Genomic DNA, 18,353 nt, shown 5'->3' with positions numbered 1-18,353 from the left:
TTTTTGTCGATTGAGACTGTGTACGCGCTTACCTGATTATAGATGTCGATTTATAGCTGAAAACGCATCAACAAAGGGCGATAAAAGTGCTGAGTGAGCCAGCATAAGCTTTTCCAAATTATGCGTTTATACCAAGGTAAGTGCGCAATATACACATAGCTAAATTCAATTTCTGGCCGGGCTTTTCTGTTGCGTTTAAAAGCCGGAGCGCCTGAGCTCATATTAAAGCGACGCTGGTATATCATTGCATGGCGGATGGTATAGGCCGATATTCGACGATACAATGCGAGGCGTTGTGGCTTATTGGTATCGTAGCCAAAAATTGGGCAAGTCATATCATTATCAATTTCTACAATGCCTAACGTAGCCAGCATCTCTTCTTGATAAAACAGTCCCACTAAATGTACTAATTTGTTCTGGCTCGCCTGTTTTAAATATTGGCTTGAAAACTGGATGTTATTGAGACTGTATTTATCAAGGTAAAGCATGTCATATAACTCTTTGGCACGCTGAAACTCTTCATCAGTGGTCAGTGGCCTAAACTGCCAATCTTTATCATTAAGCAGTTTGAAGTCTTTCGTTAAATCTCGGTTGAAGCTGAACGCTTGCCAATCATCAAGTAAATACACTTGTCGTGTTACCAAGCTTTGCCATTTTGGCTGCTTCAATCGCTGAATTAAGTGTGAATGCTGACGCTGGTTGAGGGATCGAAGCACCAAGGGAAAGGTGGGGTATTGATCGAGTGCGACGCGACGCAGTTCATCGAGATTTAAGGCTGCCCATTGTTCGCTATACATATTGGTGGACAAGCACTGATTGTTGAGCGTTTGGACTTGATCCAATCCAGCCAATGATAAGATTGGTTTAGTCATATTAATAAGTAACTTACATACCCATCGAACAGCCACATTTTTGACTTTGTGAAGCTCTTCTTCGGCGTAGCCACTAAGTAGTGTCATAGGGGAGACTGCATAACAGTTGTTTGGTATTTTTGGTGTTACGGAGTAGGGAATGGCAACATCATCGATATAGTAGCAACCAAAGCTTGCTGTGCATTCATCAATGGGATTCGACTGCATAAGAGTGATAAAGGTTTGATGCCATTCTTGAGAGGAAAGTGTCATGAGTTCAATGCCTCTCCATTCCACTCAATATCAACGGTAGAAGCGTCGCTCCACTTCGTCTTGTTCTGCCTAGCTAACCGGAGTAATTCAAACATACTCCGGATTTGGCTCCCGACCGGTAAGTTATGCTGTTGCATCACATTCACTCCAGACCACCAATCTTGCCAAGTTCGAGCCTTGAACAGGGATAACCCACCTTCAGCGATGAGTGTTATTGGCCCTAAATGATGCAGTCGCTGTTTGGAAGGGGCAGTAAATGCCATATTAGGGAGCAGTTGACTGCATCTAGACGAGAGTAGGTGCAAACCACTGGTGGCTCTTGGGTTACATTCAATCACGTAGAGTTCATCTTGTGATTTGATGAAGTCAAACGACACTTGCCCATGATAAGTATGACGTTTACCAAAAGCGGCGATAAATGTATCTAGTCGTTCGCACGAGATCGGCTGAAAAGCACTGGCGGCCGAGCCGTTTACACAGTATTTCGGCACATAAGCTTGGTGTGCTTTAAGGTCACCATGTTCAAAAATGGCATAGTTACACACCGGAGTCCCATGGATTTTTTGTTGCTGAACCCAAGGGTAAAGGGGCGATATCGTGGCGGCAGAAATAGACTGAGTTGTCACATCTCTTATTACTTGCCCGCCAAACCGAGAGTAAACGGGCTTTAGAACGGTTCTCTTATTAATTTCAATCTCACTTTTATCAGCGACCAAACGAGTTTTTGGAAGTGTGATTTCTGGCAAACTTTGAAGCTGTTCAAAGACGGTCAACTTGTTGTGCAGGGCATTGAGTAGTCCCACATTGGGCAGAAAAAAATCTACTTCTGGGCATTGTTTGGCAACATGAGCCAAGTAATACACTTCTTCACAAGTGGGTATCACCATATCAATACGCATCTGAGTAATGATTTTTAGGATCTGCTGTTGATAGGTGGGAAACGCAAATCGAGGCGAAGCGGTGGGGATATAAGACTCGATGCCTCGCAAAAACGATCCTAGAGGTTTTTTTAGCGAATCGGTGAGAGTTACGTCATGTCCATGATGCATACACATGGTTGCCCACTCTAGTGCAACTGGTGATCGGGCTCCGGTGATTAAGACCCGCATATGTTCACCACACGTCGTTGTTTATTCATTGGCGTCCAAATAGGCGCAGGGCGGTAACTAAATCTGACAGGATCAAGCCGCAATTGGTCAAACAACTTTATCAAGGCTTGATGTATAACCCGATGGTGGTGAACATCCGCTTCAATTTGAATGGCTTGTGACCCTGTTTGGGTGATTCGGTAATCCACGCGACTTTGGGCGGATAGTGTTATAGCGCGATAGATGAGATCTGGTAACACCGTCACTGGGACGTGGTTTGCGTTTAGCGTGAGGCGATCACCACATCGTCCGGCAATTGCGCCAAGAGGTTCAAATACGCCATTATCCTGTTTATTCTCAATAATATCGTCGAGCTGATAACGAATAATTGGCTGAGTTTTACGACGAAAATCGGTAATGATTGGGCTGTAATGAGTACGTTCGGTATTCAGCCAATGTTTTTCGATGTAAACAACATCTTGATTCCAGCGCATTTGTCCATGCTGATCCGTACATGCAAGAAAACCTTCAGTACATTGATAGACTTCATAGAGTTCGCTGTCGAACCGTTGAGAAATAAAGTGACGGTCACTCTCGGTTAGGACTTCTGCACCAGAAATGATCCGCTGTGGTTGAATTGCGGGTTGACCAAATTGACCGCTGAACTGGGCGCAGAGCTGAAGAGCTTGCGCACTACCAACCAAAAGCGTGGGTTGGAACTCATCCAGCTCTTTTATCCATTCTTGGTAAGGTTTGGTTAAATCGGCATAAAAAAATGTTACAGGCCCTTTCGCGACGGATTTATACAGTGGGCTGTTGGCGCGCAAGGCTAGAGCAATTCGGTGTTTTTGCCATAGGTTGGGCAACAGGCGAGCCAATATATTGCCAGCCCATAGTTGTGTTTCCTGTTTGTCAGCAAGAAACAACCCGCGCATGCCTGATGTGCCCGAAGAAAGCCCAACAGTAACATCGCCAACTTTCGAAGCGGCGAAGTTGCGTGACTGTTCTGCGTCGAGTGCTTGTTGCATTAGCTGTTCAGCATCTAAGCCTTTCGTATTCAACTCCGAGAGGTTCTCCATCATGGTTTGCTTATTCATGATAGGGAAATCACTGAGTGGTGCACCTTGAAGTGAGCGGTAATACGGTGAATGACGGCATACCCAATCCAAGTGTTGCGTTAAGTGTTGTTGCTGCCATGTTTCGACTTGTTCCCTTGAGCCGAAGGGGCGGTAGCGGGTTCGCCAGAATTCTGAGATAAGCGTTCTCACTTCATCCATCCTTCTTTGATTAGCTGCTGGATAGTTTCCTGACAATGTGAAGGCACGAAGCGAACAAAGTGGTGGGTTTGTTGGTAGCAACTTCTCAACTCGGAGAGGGTGTTTTTATAGGCTTTTGTATCATCGCAAAGCATGTTCGCCAGCCAATGTTGATCGATATTTTCACTCAAGCTCTCGATTAACCAGCATGCATCGGCGAGTAAGAACAGCCAACTTTGGTCTCTTTTAACTAGCAAGCCCACTTGGCCAGCTGCATGGCCTGGCAAGCTAACCATATAAATAAATCCATCGTCGAACATGTCTTTACAGAGCAAATTAACACCTTGGCACTGAGGAAGAATTTGGCTGATTGGTACAGAAAAATCACTATGAATGAATAAGTTAGGTTCAAGCTGTGGAGGAAGTAGAGCTTTTAGGTATCCTTTTCTTACGCCTCCAATTCGACCACTTTTAGTAATTGCATCTACCCCTTTTTGTTGGCAATGCAATTGAGAGTGGGAAAACTCAGACACGGCAGCAATGTGATCAGCATGGAAGTGGGAGAGCACTAAGTGTTCAATATCATGAGGTTTGAGACTTTCTTTTGCTAACTGCGCAACAATTCCGTGTTCTTTTTTATAGCGACAAGGTGTTGTCCAAGCATAAAAACGTTCAGGGAAGGGGCGAGTCGCGCTAAAAAAATGCTCGTGATATCCCGTGTCAAACAGGATGTTGCCTTGTGTTGGGTGATGAATTAACGCAACGGCTGCCGGAAATGCTCTAGGCTTGATACCAGAACCTGGTTTGACAATAAAGCCTGGGTGTACGCAGTGTCCAGCCTCAAAGATTTTTATTTTTAGACCAGTTTGCATACTGCTGTATTCCTTCTTGAATTGAAAAAAGCGGTTGGTAATTCAGTGTTTGTTTAGCCTTGCTGATATCCAGAGTTTGATGATAGTTAAACAATCCTGCGCTGTATGAGGTGAGCCTTGGTTCTGGCTGATGTGGTAAGTGCCTTCGTATTTGCTCACTGAGCTTTAACAATGGTGATACCACACCGTATGGTAATGATTGTAACGTTACTTTTAGGTTTAACCCCTCACATAAAGCTTGCAGAACAGTCTCAATTGGCATTGGTTCGTTGTTGGAAATGTTGAACACATCACCATGCTGAAGTCGGTCTGCCTGAGTGCAAGCGAGCATCGCTGCATGGGCAACGTTGTCGACATAGGCCAGATCAACCACAGGATTTCTACCCGATGGTAGAAGCAGAGTGTTGTTTTTTATCGCCTTAAGCACTCTTGGGATAATCGCGCGATCATTGGGTCCAAAAATGCCACGCGGTCTTAAAATGATCGCTTTGCTTTGGCCTTTTACGGCTTCAATTTCCGATAGGTATTTTGTGTGTGCGTAATCATTACACCAGTATGAAGCTATGGCGTCGGTTTCTCGAATATTCCAACGGTCTTGATGGTCAAAGTAGACGCTGGTGGAGGAAATATGGATAAAACGCGAGATTTGATAGGTATTAGCCGCATTGACGAGGTTTTTGGTGGCATCTACATTGGCTTGATAAAACGCCTGCCACTTTCCCCATGGGCTTGAGAGAGCGGCACAATGGATGATTGCATCCATACCTTGGCATACCGCATGAACTGCTGAGTGGTCTCTTAAATCGACTATATGTGGGATAACATCGAATTGCTCGGCGAGTTGTTTAGCGATGACTGTGTTTCGTGCTGTAAAGTGCAGTTCATGCTGCTGGTGAAACATTCTCAGAATTGCGCTACCCAACATCCCGCTGCCACCAGTGACCAATATCTTCATAGTTTTAGCACTCCCATCCCTAGTGACAACCCTGCGGCGGTGCCAGCTAATAACACATGTTTTCCTGCGGCTTCTGGCTGATTACGCAGCCAGTGTAAGTTAATTGGGAGTGAGGCGGCAACTTGGTTTCCCAAAGTCGAAAAGTGATTAACGGTTTTCTCTGTTGGTAGCCCGGTGAGTGAAGGCAGTTTTTTTAATCCATGCGCGCTGGCTTGATGAGGAAGAAAATAATCAATATCGCTGAATGTTACCGGAGAGGCGTCAAACCCTTTTTTTAGAAACGCTGGTAAGGCTTTACGCACATGTTTAAAGAGTGCTTTGCCCTCCATCTCAAACTGGCAACTTTTTAAATAGGCTTGATGCTCGGAGGTATGCGGATTGATATGACTACCTCCGCCCTTAATTTGACAAAATGAATACCCGGTATGATGCGTTTCAAAGTGACTGGTGAGCAATCCATCATCGTTGCGTTCTTCGAGCAAAAATGCGGCGGCACCGTCTGCGAATAGCGTTGCAACTTCTGGTTTGAGCGTAAAATTTCGATTCAGTGTGATGCCAGTGGCGAGTTCGCTGGTGACAATAAGAATCCGACGGTACCGTTTTGCTAAGAATAGACTCTGAGCAAGATCAAGCGCAGAGAGAAAGGATAAACAAGTGCTGTTCAAATCAAAGCTTTCTAGCCATGTTGGAGCGTCTAACGCGGCGAGAACCGCTGAGGCGTCGTAGGGTAGAGACTGGTGGTGTGTGCCGCTAGCGTAGATAAGGAGATCAACGGAGCTTAAGGTATGTGTGTTTCCTAAACACTGCTCTATTGCCTGCACCGCCATGTAAATAGCGGTCTCTTTTGTATTGGCTACATGACGATATTCAACGTCGAATTTATTTCGGCAGGTCCCTGGCGCTAATTTTAGGAAGTGATCCATCTCTCGATCAGACCATTGATTCGTTGGCAGGTAGCTTCCACTGGAAACGATGTTAAAGCCCATTATTCTCTATACACTTATTAAAAACGTCGTTCAAAATAAACCACGTTGCATATTGAAGCTATGGCGAGCGAGATGAAAAATAAACAGAACAAAACAAATGGGAGTAAGAGCACGCTTTGGGTGCAATGCTGAGAATGAATTTTCAGGAATGAGCCAGGCTTTTATTTGCTGGCTCAATTTGAATAGAGTGAGGGTTACTTCTTAAATTTCGCCAAAATACGATCCAAATGGTTTGCAAATTCGCGTCGATCGGTTTGGGAAAGCGCAGCGGGACCACCAGTCTGAATTCCGCTTGAACGCATGGTTTCCATGAAGTCGCGGATATTTAGACGTGCTTTGATGGTGTCTTTCGTATAAAGCTCGCCACGTGAACTGAGGGCTTGAGCGCCTTTAGAGATAACCTCATCTGCAAGCGGAATATCTGACGTGATCACCAAATCGTTGGCTTCTACACGCTTGACGATTTCGTTGTCTGCGATGTCAAATCCCGCAGGGACTTGCAGCGAGTGGATGTTGTCTCTTTTCGGCACAGGGACAACGTGGTTAGCGACAAACGTACATTCAATCCCCGTACGCTCGGCGGCACGCACAATGGTTTCGCGAATAACTTTCGGACACGCGTCTGCATCTACCCATAACTTCATGATGATTTCTCACTGAGTTTCGCTTCTAACTCTTCAATACGAATGGCTAGCATTTTTACGGTGCGCTCTAGGGCTTCAAGACGATCATTATCGGTGTGGTGTTGTGCTGCGATTTCAACCTTGGGTACGCGTTGAGCACTCTTCCAACTTTTTATTGCGGTGATTAATGCTGGCATTGGAACTGGCGTTTTCAAGCGTGCTTTCACTAACGCTACGGTTGGCTCTTTTCCTTGTTGTTGCAACTGTTCCATTGCCGCTTCTAATTCTTTAGTAACGTCTTGAGTTAACATTTTTAATCCTTAACAACGATATATCTATCATCATACGTTGAGTGCGCTAATTTGGCGAATGGCATTTTGGAGAGTGTAGTGTGAGAGATCTCTTACATAGGTTGTGAGAGAAAACGATTTCGTAAGCGGAAAAAGAGAAGCTGAAGAGCTTAAGTTTCTGATAAATAATGATTTAACAACTTGTTAACCAATGTGAGAGCCAAATATTTATCTTAGATAGATTGTCTATTTTTGGAAAAGGCGTAAATTGAGAGTTGTCAGCAGGAAGCAGACATGGAACAGGAAAGCACCAAGGATTTGGTTATCGTCAGGAAGACGATTTGGTTGGTCAGGATGATGACGATTTGGTTGGTCAGGATGATTAATCAAGCATGGAGCGTAGGACATTGTAAGGATACGATCATCAATAGGATGTTGATGACTAAGGATAGACAATGGACCCCTCTAGGATTGAGGCTATGGACAGCATCAGGAAGATGCAAGGGACACCGCTCAAGGAACAAGTGACGTGTGCTAACGAGGAATGTTAGCAGTCAGGATGATAAGGACACCGCTAGGACGGCGACGTAAGGAATAAGCTGACGGAATCAGCCACTATTATGGATGATGCATGGAGCACTTTTAGTAGCCGGACTGCTGCGAGTAAGACCATGACCCCGATACTTATGTGTCGGGGTCTTTCTTATATAAAAACGATATCCAGTGTTCTCATTGAATTAAGCATCTCGATGTTACTTGGGGATATCAATATCACAAAATATATAAATTCCTAATAACACTTAATAAAAAACAACTCAGATCAATATCCTTTCCAACCAGTTGGTTTAACTTTCGGCTTCTCTACAAGGTGTTATGCCCGCAATCATTGAGCATGTTCAGCTCATCGAGTTTGTGATCTGCGGATAGATTAAGTTTGTTGTAATCAAGGAACAGATGTGGCCATAGTAACCAGAAGAATGCTTCTTCTACCCTACAATGAGTCGTTGCAACTAGAATTCGTCATGCTGAATTGCTGTGCGAAAAACCGTGCTGAATTGAATGGTCCGTATACAGTTGCGTCTGCCAAACAGATGTTTGAGAAAATACTGGATGATGAGAACATTTATAGTATGGCAGTGCTAGAGAGCACCAGTCGTGACTATATGGGGCACGTGTTTATTGCTAATCTCGATTCCGAACCTGAATTAGGGTTTATTTTTGATAAATCATATTGGGGTAAAGGGTTAGCAACAGAAGCACTAAAAGCATTTTTCCCCAAAGCGTGCCGTGAGTTGGGCTTGAATAAGGTGAAAGCTAACGTGAATAGCAATCATCAAGCTTCTATGGCGGTACTGAAAAAGCTGGGATTTGTTAAAACAAAAGAAAGTAAGGATATATATGGTCCTTACTTTGAAATGGAATTTACAAGCGATGCGGTGGTAGGTGAAAGTTCTGCGGCCTGAAACCGACCATGGTTAACTCTCCTTGGTAGCAATCGTCACCAAGAGATGAAAACTCAAATTGATACACCGTATGCCAACGCCAGACTCCGTCTGGCGTTTTTAGTTTATGGGCACCAAAGGCGATGCTGATTAATTGGAGATCCAATTGCTCACATTTACGCGTGATGGCCGCTTTTGCGAGTTCGGCTTGGCGACGCTGTTGCCAAAACAGGTAACAGAAAAAGCAGAGCCCTAAAATTGCTAAAAGATCACCAATCATTCCTGAACCTTTCTTAGCTTTTTGTTGCTTGTTGTAAGCTTACTAGCGCATTTGCTAGTTCCTCTGATGGGTTTGAATGCAGCAAAGGCAATAACACCATTCTTAACTCTGGCAGCATCACTAAATCGGCAAATAACTGATTAAATAGGGCTTGATTACCGGTTTGAGCTAAACGCAGCAAAAACTGTTCTGCTACCTTTTCATTGGCGAGTAAGTGCCAAGCGCGACCCGCCACACCAATCAAAACCTCCTGATGGCTTAAACGAGGGCTATGCAATATCGCATCTAATACTGGAGAGGCGACTTCTGTTGGTGCACCAGCAAGGGCTCGGATAAGTGCTGAAAGTAGGAAGAGATCAGGTTCGCTACTTGCGATTTCTTGCTGTGCCTTTTCCGCAATACGTTCTGCTAAACGCTCTTGAAGCTCTACATGCTCAAGCGCACCTAATAGGGCATAAAGTGGCTCATTTGGTAGGTGGTTCAACGCTTTGCGTATCATTACCCCGTTTTGCTCTTTGTCCAAACGAGCGGCCATGTCGGTGATCCCTTGCAGACCTACGGTTTGCCAATTATCCCAGCCTAAACCACCTGAAAAGTAATGCTGAGTGTGCTCATAATATTGGCTGGTAGGAAGATCGAGGTTCGCGCGGACCTGGCTATGAAACACGGCCATTTTGTCTTCGGAAGGTTTGAACGTATATGGGTTATTAGACAGCTTTTGCTGTTGCTCTTCAGAGATATCACCATTGAGGCGTGTTCCCATGGCTTCCACTACGTATTTAATGAAATTGCCGATATCCGCTTGCTTTAACAAACCGCGCTCGTCCAATTCAAACTTTAGAAACCAAATCCAAGGTTGCTTTTGTTCATTCCAATAAGCGATGGCAAGGTGTGCTTTACGCTGCATTGGGAATGGGTACGGTGCTTGACCTTTTTCTACATCGGCAAACTCTTTCTTAGCGATGGTTTTTATACGACGACCAAGATCGAAGATTTGATAATCACAGCGGCTGTTGTTCAACAGTTGAGTGAGGGTTTGAATGTTTTCCATTAAATACGACGTCCTAACGTTCTTTTCACAAGAAATGGTATCATTCTCGGCTAATTCAAGGTTCGAGATAGAATTAATGGTAACAAATACTCAATTGGTCGACTTACTTCACCAACTTGAAACGCAGCTTAAAGAACATAAGTTGTGGCAACACACTAGGCCTTCAGAGCAAGCCTTACAAAGCGTGGAGCCATTTGCGATTGATACATTGCATCCTCATGAGTGGTTGCAGTGGATCTTTATAGACAGAATGCACGTGCTAGTGGAAAACAACCAACCATTGCCAAGAGGGTTTTCTCTCGAGCCCTATTTTTCAGAAGCGTGGAAGCAGGAACCGCAGTTCGCAGAGCTGCTTGTTACAATCCGAACCATTGACGAACTGTGTAAGTAAACTAATGCTAGAACAAAAAATAGCGCGATCTTCAGAACCAGTTGAGCTGGAGATCGTTTATCAGGATGAATATTTTGTAGCGGTCAACAAGCCTGCCGGCATGTTAGTGCATCGCAGTTGGTTAGATAAACACGAAACTCAATTTGTCATGCAAACTTTGCGCGACCAAATTGGTCAGCATGTGTTCCCATTGCATCGTCTGGATCGTCCAACATCTGGTGTGCTCGTGTTTGCTTTGTCGAGTGAAGTCGCATCACAAGTCATGCCGATGTTTGCTGAACATAAAATGGAAAAGACATACCACGCGATAGTACGCGGTTGGATTGAGGAAGAGGGCGTCTTGGATTACGCACTCAAAGTGGAGTTAGACAAGATTGCTGATAAGTTCGCTTCACAAGAAAAAGAAGCGCAAGAAGCGGTGACGGAATATAAGCCGTTGGCTAAAGTGGAGGTTCCCTATTCGACGGGTAAATTTCCTACAACGCGTTATTGCTTAGTTGAGATGAAACCTAAAACGGGGCGTAAGCACCAACTTCGTCGTCATATGGCACATCTACGCCATCCGATCGTGGGTGATACAACGCACGGGGATGGAAAGCACAACAAGCTGTATCGCACAGAGTTTGATTCTCATCGTTTGCTACTGCATGCTTCAGAGTTACGGTTTGTCCATCCATTTACCGATCAAGAGATTGTCATGACGGCCAATCTTGATGAAACTTGGCAGCAATTGTTTACTCGATTTGAGTGGGATGAACCGATAATCGGCGCAGTTAGATCTAGATAATGATTGAGTACAAATAAAAAGGGTTAGCATCAATGCTAACCCTTTTTAATATTTAAGACTTAACGTTTTACTTTAGTTTTTCAAGATCCGCTTCGATCTCTGCGATCTTGCTCGAAACGACTTTTTCTAAATGACGAAGGTCTGAAAGAATTTTCTCTTTTACATCAACCTCAGGTTGTTTCGTTGGCTTAGTGATTTTATTCAGTTCATCAATGACTAATGTGAGGTTACGGTTGATTTCCGTTACTTCTTTATATTTGTGACTGCCACTGTCCACAAGAACATTTTTGATTTGGCGCGGGTATTTGAATTTAACGCTTTTAGCGAACAGTTCGCCTTTTTGCTTGTGGAAATAGATCTTGAGTACGTCTTTGTGTGCTTCTTGGCGTAGGGAATAACGTTCAATCTGCTTAGGGTCGTGAATACCCAAACCAGTGAGGTGGGGATACATAGGCTACCTCTATTACATCGAATTGATATTGATATAACTGTAGCAGCCTATGTATGAGCTAGATAGCTGATATTTAGCCAAAATGCTTAACTTGTGGGCAAGATCGCTCTCGCCCTGAACCGAAAAGATTGGCAGGTTTGATCTAAGCTGCGACCTCATCAGATAACTTTTCGATCAATCTCTCTCTTAGCTCATCCTGTTGTTCTTCACTTAATCTTCCCCCTGCATCACTGGTTAAAATAAACAAGTCTTCTGCTCGCTCACCAATGGTGGTGATTTTTGCACCATGAAGGTTGATATTTAAATCAGCAAACGTACGGCCTACTTTGGCCAACAGCCCTGGTGTGTCTAGCGCGACAAACTCCATTAAAGTGTGTTTTTTACCTTTGGTTGGTAAGAAGTCGACTTTGGTTTTCACGTTAAAGTGCTGAAGTTTGTTCGGAGTACGGCGCGTTTTAATTTTGGTTGGTCGGCCTGCCTCCAGTACATGAGTGAGGTGTTTAATCACCGCGGCGTGACGAGACTCATCGATCGCTTCGCCATGTTGATCGAGTACCATAAAGGTATCAATCACGTGCCCATCTTTGCTGGTCATGATTTGCGCGTCGTGTACATTAAAATTACGCCTATCTAACTCCGCCACGACTGTCGCAAATAAAGCAGGCTGGTCTTTCGTATATACAAACACCTCAGTGCCGCCACGAGTGGCTTTTTTACTGATCAACACCAAAGGCTTAGTCGGATCTTCCATGCGAAGTAAGTGTTCGCAGTGCCACGCGATTTGCGTATGGGTATGACGAAGGAAGTAGTCAGCTTTGAAGCGTTGCCACAATACTTCAATTTCGCGCGAGGCAAACCCCTCTTTGCGCAGCATTGCGGAGGCCATTTGTTGATTGTGGCGAATTCGCTCACGCACATCGACAGGGTTCTCTAGGCCTCTACGTAAAGCACGTTGTGTGGAGTAATACAGCTCCGCAAGTAAAGTTCGTTTCCAAGCATTCCAAAGTTCTGGGTTGGTTGCACAAATATCTGCAACTGTCAGGCATACAAGATAATCGAGAGATTCTTCGTCTCTGACTTTTTTGGCAAACTCGGTAATGACATCAGGATCATAAATATCTCGGCGCTGTGCGGTGACAGACATTAATAGATGATGTCTTACCAACCAAGCGACAAGTTTCGCTTCGGGCTTCGATAAACCATGCTCAATGCAGAAGTCGTACGCTTCTCCTTCACCGATAATCGAGTGATCGCCGCCACGACCTTTCCCGATATCGTGGAAAATAGCGGCAATAATCAGCAGCTCTTTCTTTTGCATCCGAGGGTAGACGTCACAGCAAATAGGGTGCTTCGCATGATTTTCTGGGTCACTAAAAGTGTTGATGTGTTTAAGTAAGCGAATACTGTGTTCATCAACGGTGTAGGCATGGAATAAGTCAAACTGCATTTGACCAACAATCTGACTCCATTGCGGTAAATAGGCCGCCATAACCCCTAATCGGTGCATGAGGCTGAATGCTTTGTGAAGAGCATTAGGGTGACGACATAACGCCATGAACTTTTCACGCGCAGCAGGAATGGTGTGCAAAAACTTGTTGAGCCGACGCCGAGCGGTGCGCAGTTGACGCAGCGTTGGTGGGCTCACCCCTTCAATAGTTGAGTCGTTAGCAATATGTAAGAACATATCCAGAATAGTTTCTGGGCGAGCTTGGAACAATGCGGGTTTCCGCGCTTCAATTAAAGAACCGCGACGTTGAAAGTCCGTATCGAGAATCTCGGCACTTTCTGTCGCCCCACCATTAATGATCGCTTGGTCAAAGAGTTTGAGTAGCATTTTATTGAGCTCTGCCACACGACGAAGCGTGCGGTAGAACTCTTTCATCATCATTTCTACGCCTCGGTTGCCTTCTCCGACGTAGCCTAGATTTTCCGCAACTTGTGCTTGATGAGCAAAGGTCAAGCGGTTGTCATAGCGGCGAAGCTCCATGTGCAGAGCGAAACGTACTCGCCAAAGGAAGTCCTGACATTCAACCAATTCTCGGTATTCTGCGTCAGTTAAAAATCCGTATCGGCTCATTTCCAACAATGAAGTAGCACCAAAGTGACGTCGAGCGACCCAGCTCAATGTATGAATATCGCGCAGCCCGCCAGGGGTTGATTTAATGTCCGGTTCTAAGTTGTAGGTCGTGTCGTGGTAACGTGCATGGCGTTCGCGCTGCTCTTGAATTTTAGCGCGGTAAAACGTCTCACTTGGCCAGAAGGAGTCTGATAACACGACTTTCTTCAGTGCCTGAAAGGTGTCCTCGCTTCCACACAGCAGTCGCGCTTCTTGCAGGTTTGTCGCGACCGTTAGATCGGCTTTACCAATTTCAGCACATTCAGTAACGGTGCGAACAGCGTGTCCGACCTCGAGTTTTAAATCCCACAACAGCGTAATGAACTCGCTGATTTTTGCTTCTAACGCGGTTGGCAGTTTATTGTTCGACAGAATCAAAATATCGATATCGGAGAGCGGATGCAGCTCGCCGCGTCCGTAGCCACCAACGGCAACCAGAGAAATGTTGTAAATATCCTTGAAGCCAAAATGTTGCCACAAACGATTGAGAAGCAGATCCATATATTCAGCTCTGGCTAAAACCAAGCTTGTTACCGGATGATGATTGAGAAACTCTTGGTTTTGATTAGAGCTAAACTTCTCTAATTCTTGTTTGAGTTCACCGATATTGATTTGTTCATCGGAAAAGGTAAGAGGGGACTGAAGTGTCATATTTGCCATCCGTGCAAGCTAATCTAATAACAATCTAACAAATTTGCGGCAGATAAAAAATATCCCCGCCGAAGCAGGGATATAGTAAACAACGAGTGGTCGTCAGCTTTACGCGTTTTTCATTAGGCGAGGAATCGTATCGTCGCTACGAAGCGTCAGTACTTCACAACCTTCTTTTGTTACTACAATGGTATGTTCCCATTGCGCAGAGTTCTTGCCGTCGCCCGTGTAAACAGTCCAGTCATCTTGTGCATCAACAGAGCAACCAAATTTACCTGCGTTAATCATCGGCTCAATAGTAAAGCACATGCCTTCTTTTAATACGCGGCGGTCTTTGTTCTTGTAATGAACCACTTGTGGTTCTTCATGGAACTCATCGCCGATACCGTGACCACAGAAGTCTTTCACAATAGAAAACTTGTTGCGAGGATTGTTCTTGTTGTTCTCTTTGATGTACTTCTCGATAGCTGTACCGATGTCACCAACCGTTGAACCTGGCTTAACGGTGCGCATACCAACATACAGTGCTTCTTGAGCTACCATGCACAGACGTTTGTTTGCAGGCGAAACATCACCGACTAGGAACATCTTAGAAGTGTCACCATGGTAACCCTGAGGACGCACGCTCAGATCGGCATTCTCATCATTTGGAACGATTACGGTAATATCAACGTTTAAGATGTCACCATCTTTTAGTACCGCCGGCTTCATTTGGCCGTTGCTACCGATTTCGTCTTTTTCCGCTGGAATACCGTGGCATACGATATGGTTGATTGAAGTACAGATCGACTTAGGGAAACCATGGTAATCAAGCGGAGCAGAGTATGCGCCTTTTTCTAGAGCGTACTCATGACAGATTTTGTTTAACTCTTCTGTCGTCACACCAACTTTGATGTGTGGTTCGATCATTTCTAGAATCTCTGCGGCTAGCTTGCCCGCAATGCGCATGCGTTCTATTTCTTCAGCAGTTTTAATCTTGATTGACATTGGCTTTCTCTACTTATTCCTAAGCACGTAAACGTGCGAATGGCTGCATTCTATCAGACATCGGGGCGTTAACCCAAGTTAGATAGGAATATGCATCATTCTTAATTCGATCATATGTTTAAAGTTTTGCTTATAAATAGGAGAAAGTGGCTCGGTGAAGAAATAATTTTTACTAGCCACAGTGAGCTAAAATATGGTATAAAGCGCGCCGGAATAGAGGACTGTTCTCTTCGTTTAGCAAAGTTAAGCGGCGAAGCAAGCTTCATCCGAATAACCTTTTATCTTTAAATCACACACATTCCGTCACATATTCCGGGGTGCTGAGCAGAAGCTTGGTCGGAGTTATGGGGAATGTGGAGGCCTAACCCCATAGAGGATTTTAAAATGGCAACTGTATCAATGCGCGATATGCTAAAAGCTGGTGTTCACTTCGGTCACCAGACTCGTTACTGGAACCCAAAAATGAAGCCATTCATCTTTGGCGCTCGTAACAAAGTTCATATCATCAACCTAGAAAAAACTGTACCAATGTTCAACGACGCTCTAGCTGAACTAGCTAAAGTTGGCGAGAAGAAAGGTAAGGTTCTATTCGTAGGTACTAAGCGCGCTGCATCTGAAGCTGTTAAAGAAGCTGCAATCGCAAGCAACCAGTTTTACGTAAACAACCGCTGGTTAGGCGGTATGCTTACAAACTACAAAACAGTTCGTCAGTCTATCAAGCGTCTAAAAGAACTAGAGACTCAATCTCAAGACGGTACTTTTGACAAACTAACTAAGAAAGAAGCTCTAATGCGTACTCGCGAAATGGAGAAGCTAGAGAAATCTCTTGGTGGTATCAAAGACATGGGCGGCCTACCAGACGCTCTATTCGTAATCGACGCTGATCACGAACACATTGCAATTAAAGAAGCTAACAACCTAGGTATTCCAGTATACGCTGTGGTAGATACTAACTCTAACCCAGACGGCGTTGACTACGTAATCCCAGGTAACGACGACGCGATCCGCGCTGTACAGCTATACCTGAACGCTGCTGCTTCAGCAGTATCTGAAGGTCGTAACAAAGACGTAGCTGCAGTTGCTGAAAAAGACGGTTTCGTAGAAGCTGAATAATAGCGGCTCTGTGTCACACTTGGTCTATGTGAAACCTTTGTGTAGCATAAACTAAGTTATAGTTAGCAATGGGGGCCGACAATGTTAGGCCCCTGTTTTTTACCTTATTTCGAATCAAACGAGGAAGACAGAATGGCAACTGTAACTGCTGCTCTAGTTAAAGAACTTCGCGAGCGTACTGGCGCTGGCATGATGGAATGTAAGAAAGCGCTTGTAGAAGCAAACGCTGACATCGAACTAGCAATTGAAAACATGCGTAAATCTGGCGCAGCGAAAGCAGCTAAGAAAGCTGGTAACGTTGCAGCTGAAGGCGCAATCATCATCAAAGAAGAAAACGGCGTTGCTGTTCTTCTTGAAGTTAACTGCCAAACTGACTTCGTTGCTAAAGACGGTAACTTCACTGCATTCGCAGAAGAAGTTGCAGCTGCAGCTCTAGCTTCAAAAGCTTCTGTTGAAGAACTACAAGCACAATTCGAAGACGCACGTGTAGCTCTAGTAGCTAAAATCGGTGAAAACATCACTATCCGTCGCGTAGAATACGTTCAAGGCACTGCAATCGCTTCTTACCGTCACGGTGAGAAAATCGGTGTTGTTGTTGCTGGTGAAGGCGACGCAGAAACTCTTAAGCACGTTGCAATGCACGTTGCTGCTTCTAAGCCTGAGTTCGTTAACCCAGAAGACGTACCAGCTGACGTAGTAGAAAAAGAGAAAGCGGTTCAAGTTGAAATCGCAATGAACGAAGGCAAGCCTGCTGAAATCGCTGAGAAGATGGTTGTTGGCCGCATGAAGAAATTCACTGGCGAGATCTCTCTAACAGGTCAAGCTTTCATCATGGAGCCTAAGAAAACTGTAGGCGAAATGCTGAAAGAAAAAGGTGCTTCAGTTTCTACGTTCGTTCGCCTAGAAGTAGGTGAAGGTATCGAGAAGAAAGAAGAAATGAGCTTCGCTGAAGAAGTTGCAGCAGCTCAAAAAGGTTAATCCTTAGAGACTGTATAAAGATTAGACCGTAGCCAAGGCTGCGGTCTTTTTATGAGCAGTGAACGATTAGCCGTGATGAATAGCCATAACTGAAGTTGTGTCTATTCATGACTGTTAATCAACAACTCTCTTTGGAAGGTAAACTCCATGACTACGAACCCTAAACCAGCGTATCAACGTATTCTATTAAAACTGAGTGGTGAAGCTCTTCAAGGTGAAGACGGTTTTGGTATTGATCCTGCGGTCCTTGATCGTATGGCACAAGAAGTTAAAGAACTGGTTGAACTGGGTGTTCAGGTTGGTGTAGTTATCGGTGGCGGTAACTTGTTCCGTGGTGCAGGCCTAGCTGAAGCTGGTATGAACCGCGTAGTTGGTGACCACATGGGTATGCTTGCTACAGTAATGAATGGCCTAGCGATGCGTGATGCTCTTCACCGTGCATACGTAAATGCGCGCGTTATGTCTGCAATCCCTCTAAAAGGCGTATGTGACGACTATAATTGGGCTGATGCGATCCGTGAGCTTCGCCAAGGCCGAGTTGTCATCTTCTCTGCTGGTACTGGTAACCCGTTCTTTACAACGGATTCTGCTGCTTGTTTACGTGGTATCGAAATTGAAGCGGATGTCGTACTAAAAGCGACGAAAGTTGATGGTGTATTTACTGCTGACCCTGTAGCAAACCCAGACGCAGAGCTGTATGATAAGCTATCTTATGCGGAAGTTCTGGATAAAGAGCTGAAAGTTATGGACTTGGCGGCGTTTACGCTAGCTCGTGACCACAAAATGCCAATCCGCGTATTTAATATGAACAAGCCAGGCGCACTACGTCGCGTGGTTATGGGCGAAGCAGAAGGCACGCTCATCAACGAATAAGCTTGGCTTAAGGTGCCACTCCAAAGCGTTAGGGTGGTG

At 44.8% G+C, this 18,353-nt stretch carries 19 protein-coding genes; 6 read left to right on the top strand and 13 right to left on the bottom strand.

Annotation, left to right across the window (positions count from 1 at the left end; genetic code table 11):
• Positions 1-50: 50 nt before the first annotated feature.
• From R7Z41_RS10630 to R7Z41_RS10595, 8 genes are all read right to left on the bottom strand, one after another.
• Positions 51-1,124: a hypothetical protein gene (locus R7Z41_RS10630; RefSeq protein WP_005391766.1), complete on the bottom strand. Its 1,074-nt coding sequence runs from the start codon at positions 1,122-1,124 to the stop codon at positions 51-53.
• Complete coding sequence (locus R7Z41_RS10625) at positions 1,121-2,233, bottom strand: ATP-grasp domain-containing protein (RefSeq protein WP_005391767.1); 1,113 nt, start codon at positions 2,231-2,233, stop codon at positions 1,121-1,123. Before R7Z41_RS10625 ends, R7Z41_RS10630 begins: the two co-directional genes overlap by 4 nt.
• Positions 2,221-3,489 (bottom strand): F390 synthetase-related protein, encoded by a 1,269-nt coding sequence (locus R7Z41_RS10620; RefSeq protein ID WP_005385329.1) that lies wholly within the window; start codon positions 3,487-3,489, stop codon positions 2,221-2,223. The genes R7Z41_RS10625 and R7Z41_RS10620 overlap by 13 nt, the downstream gene beginning before the upstream one ends.
• Positions 3,477-4,340 carry an MBL fold metallo-hydrolase gene (locus R7Z41_RS10615; protein WP_005391771.1) on the bottom strand — a complete coding sequence of 288 codons (864 nt, stop codon included), beginning with the start codon at positions 4,338-4,340 and terminating at the stop codon, positions 3,477-3,479. Before R7Z41_RS10615 ends, R7Z41_RS10620 begins: the two co-directional genes overlap by 13 nt.
• Positions 4,309-5,295 (bottom strand): NAD-dependent epimerase/dehydratase family protein, encoded by a 987-nt coding sequence (locus R7Z41_RS10610; protein WP_005391773.1) that lies wholly within the window; start codon positions 5,293-5,295, stop codon positions 4,309-4,311. The genes R7Z41_RS10615 and R7Z41_RS10610 overlap by 32 nt, the downstream gene beginning before the upstream one ends.
• Positions 5,292-6,281: a ketoacyl-ACP synthase III gene (locus tag R7Z41_RS10605; protein WP_005391775.1), complete on the bottom strand. Its 990-nt coding sequence runs from the start codon at positions 6,279-6,281 to the stop codon at positions 5,292-5,294. The genes R7Z41_RS10610 and R7Z41_RS10605 overlap by 4 nt, the downstream gene beginning before the upstream one ends.
• A 194-nt stretch (positions 6,282-6,475) precedes the next feature.
• Positions 6,476-6,925, bottom strand: coding sequence for a YaiI/YqxD family protein (locus R7Z41_RS10600; protein ID WP_005380310.1), 450 nt, complete (start codon positions 6,923-6,925; stop codon positions 6,476-6,478).
• A complete protein-coding gene (locus tag R7Z41_RS10595) occupies positions 6,922-7,215 on the bottom strand; it encodes a hypothetical protein (protein WP_005391777.1) in 294 nt (97 codons plus the stop codon). The genes R7Z41_RS10600 and R7Z41_RS10595 overlap by 4 nt, the downstream gene beginning before the upstream one ends.
• Positions 7,216-8,171: 956 nt before the next feature.
• Between R7Z41_RS10595 and R7Z41_RS10590 the strand changes: the two genes are divergently transcribed.
• Positions 8,172-8,657, top strand: a complete 486-nt coding sequence (locus tag R7Z41_RS10590) for a GNAT family N-acetyltransferase (RefSeq protein WP_005385338.1) — start codon at positions 8,172-8,174, stop codon at positions 8,655-8,657.
• Here the strand turns inward: R7Z41_RS10590 and R7Z41_RS10585 are convergent.
• Together R7Z41_RS10585 and R7Z41_RS10580 are read right to left on the bottom strand one after the other, a co-directional pair.
• Positions 8,617-8,916 (bottom strand): DUF3301 domain-containing protein, encoded by a 300-nt coding sequence (locus R7Z41_RS10585; protein WP_005380315.1) that lies wholly within the window; start codon positions 8,914-8,916, stop codon positions 8,617-8,619. The two genes, R7Z41_RS10590 and R7Z41_RS10585, sit on opposite strands and share 41 nt — an antisense overlap.
• A 13-nt stretch (positions 8,917-8,929) precedes the next feature.
• Positions 8,930-9,967, bottom strand: coding sequence for a DUF3549 family protein (locus R7Z41_RS10580; RefSeq protein ID WP_005391782.1), 1,038 nt, complete (start codon positions 9,965-9,967; stop codon positions 8,930-8,932).
• Between the two features lie 76 nt (positions 9,968-10,043).
• Here R7Z41_RS10580 and R7Z41_RS10575 point away from each other — a divergent pair, with 76 nt between their 5' ends.
• Together R7Z41_RS10575 and truC are read left to right on the top strand one after the other, a co-directional pair.
• Positions 10,044-10,358, top strand: a complete 315-nt coding sequence (locus R7Z41_RS10575) for a YqcC family protein (protein ID WP_005391784.1) — start codon at positions 10,044-10,046, stop codon at positions 10,356-10,358.
• A gap of 4 nt (positions 10,359-10,362) precedes the next feature.
• Positions 10,363-11,145 carry a tRNA pseudouridine(65) synthase TruC gene (gene truC / locus R7Z41_RS10570; protein WP_005391793.1) on the top strand — a complete coding sequence of 261 codons (783 nt, stop codon included), beginning with the start codon at positions 10,363-10,365 and terminating at the stop codon, positions 11,143-11,145.
• Between the two features lie 67 nt (positions 11,146-11,212).
• Here the strand turns inward: truC and R7Z41_RS10565 are convergent, their stop codons facing one another.
• The 3 genes from R7Z41_RS10565 to map form a co-directional block, all read right to left on the bottom strand.
• Positions 11,213-11,596, bottom strand: coding sequence for a DUF3461 family protein (locus R7Z41_RS10565; protein WP_005380322.1), 384 nt, complete (start codon positions 11,594-11,596; stop codon positions 11,213-11,215).
• A 142-nt stretch (positions 11,597-11,738) separates the two neighbouring features.
• Entirely contained in the window at positions 11,739-14,363 is a 2,625-nt protein-coding gene (gene glnD / locus R7Z41_RS10560) for a bifunctional uridylyltransferase/uridylyl-removing protein GlnD (protein ID WP_005391794.1), read from the bottom strand.
• A gap of 108 nt (positions 14,364-14,471) precedes the next feature.
• A complete protein-coding gene (map, locus tag R7Z41_RS10555; protein WP_005380326.1) occupies positions 14,472-15,350 on the bottom strand; it encodes a type I methionyl aminopeptidase in 879 nt (292 codons plus the stop codon).
• 384 nt (positions 15,351-15,734) lie between these two features.
• Between map and rpsB the strand changes: the two genes are divergently transcribed.
• The 3 genes from rpsB (at position 15,735) to pyrH (ending at position 18,314) form a co-directional block, all read left to right on the top strand.
• Positions 15,735-16,463 (top strand): 30S ribosomal protein S2, encoded by a 729-nt coding sequence (rpsB, locus tag R7Z41_RS10550; RefSeq protein ID WP_005380327.1) that lies wholly within the window; start codon positions 15,735-15,737, stop codon positions 16,461-16,463.
• A gap of 132 nt (positions 16,464-16,595) precedes the next feature.
• Positions 16,596-17,441, top strand: coding sequence for a translation elongation factor Ts (gene tsf / locus R7Z41_RS10545; protein ID WP_005380328.1), 846 nt, complete (start codon positions 16,596-16,598; stop codon positions 17,439-17,441).
• 147 nt (positions 17,442-17,588) lie between these two features.
• A complete protein-coding gene (gene pyrH / locus R7Z41_RS10540) occupies positions 17,589-18,314 on the top strand; it encodes a UMP kinase (protein ID WP_005380329.1) in 726 nt (241 codons plus the stop codon).
• Positions 18,315-18,353: the final 39 nt, after the last annotated feature.

The sequence above is a fragment of the Vibrio sp. 1457 genome, assembly GCF_033340195.1.
GTDB classification, from domain to species: domain Bacteria; phylum Pseudomonadota; class Gammaproteobacteria; order Enterobacterales; family Vibrionaceae; genus Vibrio; species Vibrio alginolyticus.
This window is presented reverse-complemented; position numbering and strand designations above follow the sequence as displayed.

Bases quoted from the DNA above. Each gene is read 5' to 3' on its own strand.
- R7Z41_RS10630 (WP_005391766.1), bottom strand. From the start codon at position 1,124: ATGACACTTTCCTCTCAAGAATGGCATCAAACCTTTATCACTCTTATG.
- R7Z41_RS10625 (WP_005391767.1), bottom strand. From the start codon at position 2,233: ATGCGGGTCTTAATCACCGGAGCCCGATCACCAGTTGCACTAGAGTGG.
- R7Z41_RS10620 (WP_005385329.1), bottom strand. From the start codon at position 3,489: ATGGATGAAGTGAGAACGCTTATCTCAGAATTCTGGCGAACCCGCTAC.
- R7Z41_RS10615 (WP_005391771.1), bottom strand. From the start codon at position 4,340: ATGCAAACTGGTCTAAAAATAAAAATCTTTGAGGCTGGACACTGCGTA.
- R7Z41_RS10610 (WP_005391773.1), bottom strand. From the start codon at position 5,295: ATGAAGATATTGGTCACTGGTGGCAGCGGGATGTTGGGTAGCGCAATT.
- R7Z41_RS10605 (WP_005391775.1), bottom strand. From the start codon at position 6,281: ATGGGCTTTAACATCGTTTCCAGTGGAAGCTACCTGCCAACGAATCAA.
- R7Z41_RS10600 (WP_005380310.1), bottom strand. From the start codon at position 6,925: ATGAAGTTATGGGTAGATGCAGACGCGTGTCCGAAAGTTATTCGCGAA.
- R7Z41_RS10595 (WP_005391777.1), bottom strand. From the start codon at position 7,215: ATGTTAACTCAAGACGTTACTAAAGAATTAGAAGCGGCAATGGAACAG.
- R7Z41_RS10590 (WP_005385338.1), top strand. From the start codon at position 8,172: ATGCTTCTTCTACCCTACAATGAGTCGTTGCAACTAGAATTCGTCATG.
- R7Z41_RS10585 (WP_005380315.1), bottom strand. From the start codon at position 8,916: ATGATTGGTGATCTTTTAGCAATTTTAGGGCTCTGCTTTTTCTGTTAC.
- R7Z41_RS10580 (WP_005391782.1), bottom strand. From the start codon at position 9,967: ATGGAAAACATTCAAACCCTCACTCAACTGTTGAACAACAGCCGCTGT.
- R7Z41_RS10575 (WP_005391784.1), top strand. From the start codon at position 10,044: ATGGTAACAAATACTCAATTGGTCGACTTACTTCACCAACTTGAAACG.
- truC (WP_005391793.1), top strand. From the start codon at position 10,363: ATGCTAGAACAAAAAATAGCGCGATCTTCAGAACCAGTTGAGCTGGAG.
- R7Z41_RS10565 (WP_005380322.1), bottom strand. From the start codon at position 11,596: ATGTATCCCCACCTCACTGGTTTGGGTATTCACGACCCTAAGCAGATT.
- glnD (WP_005391794.1), bottom strand. From the start codon at position 14,363: ATGACACTTCAGTCCCCTCTTACCTTTTCCGATGAACAAATCAATATC.
- map (WP_005380326.1), bottom strand. From the start codon at position 15,350: ATGTCAATCAAGATTAAAACTGCTGAAGAAATAGAACGCATGCGCATT.
- rpsB (WP_005380327.1), top strand. From the start codon at position 15,735: ATGGCAACTGTATCAATGCGCGATATGCTAAAAGCTGGTGTTCACTTC.
- tsf (WP_005380328.1), top strand. From the start codon at position 16,596: ATGGCAACTGTAACTGCTGCTCTAGTTAAAGAACTTCGCGAGCGTACT.
- pyrH (WP_005380329.1), top strand. From the start codon at position 17,589: ATGACTACGAACCCTAAACCAGCGTATCAACGTATTCTATTAAAACTG.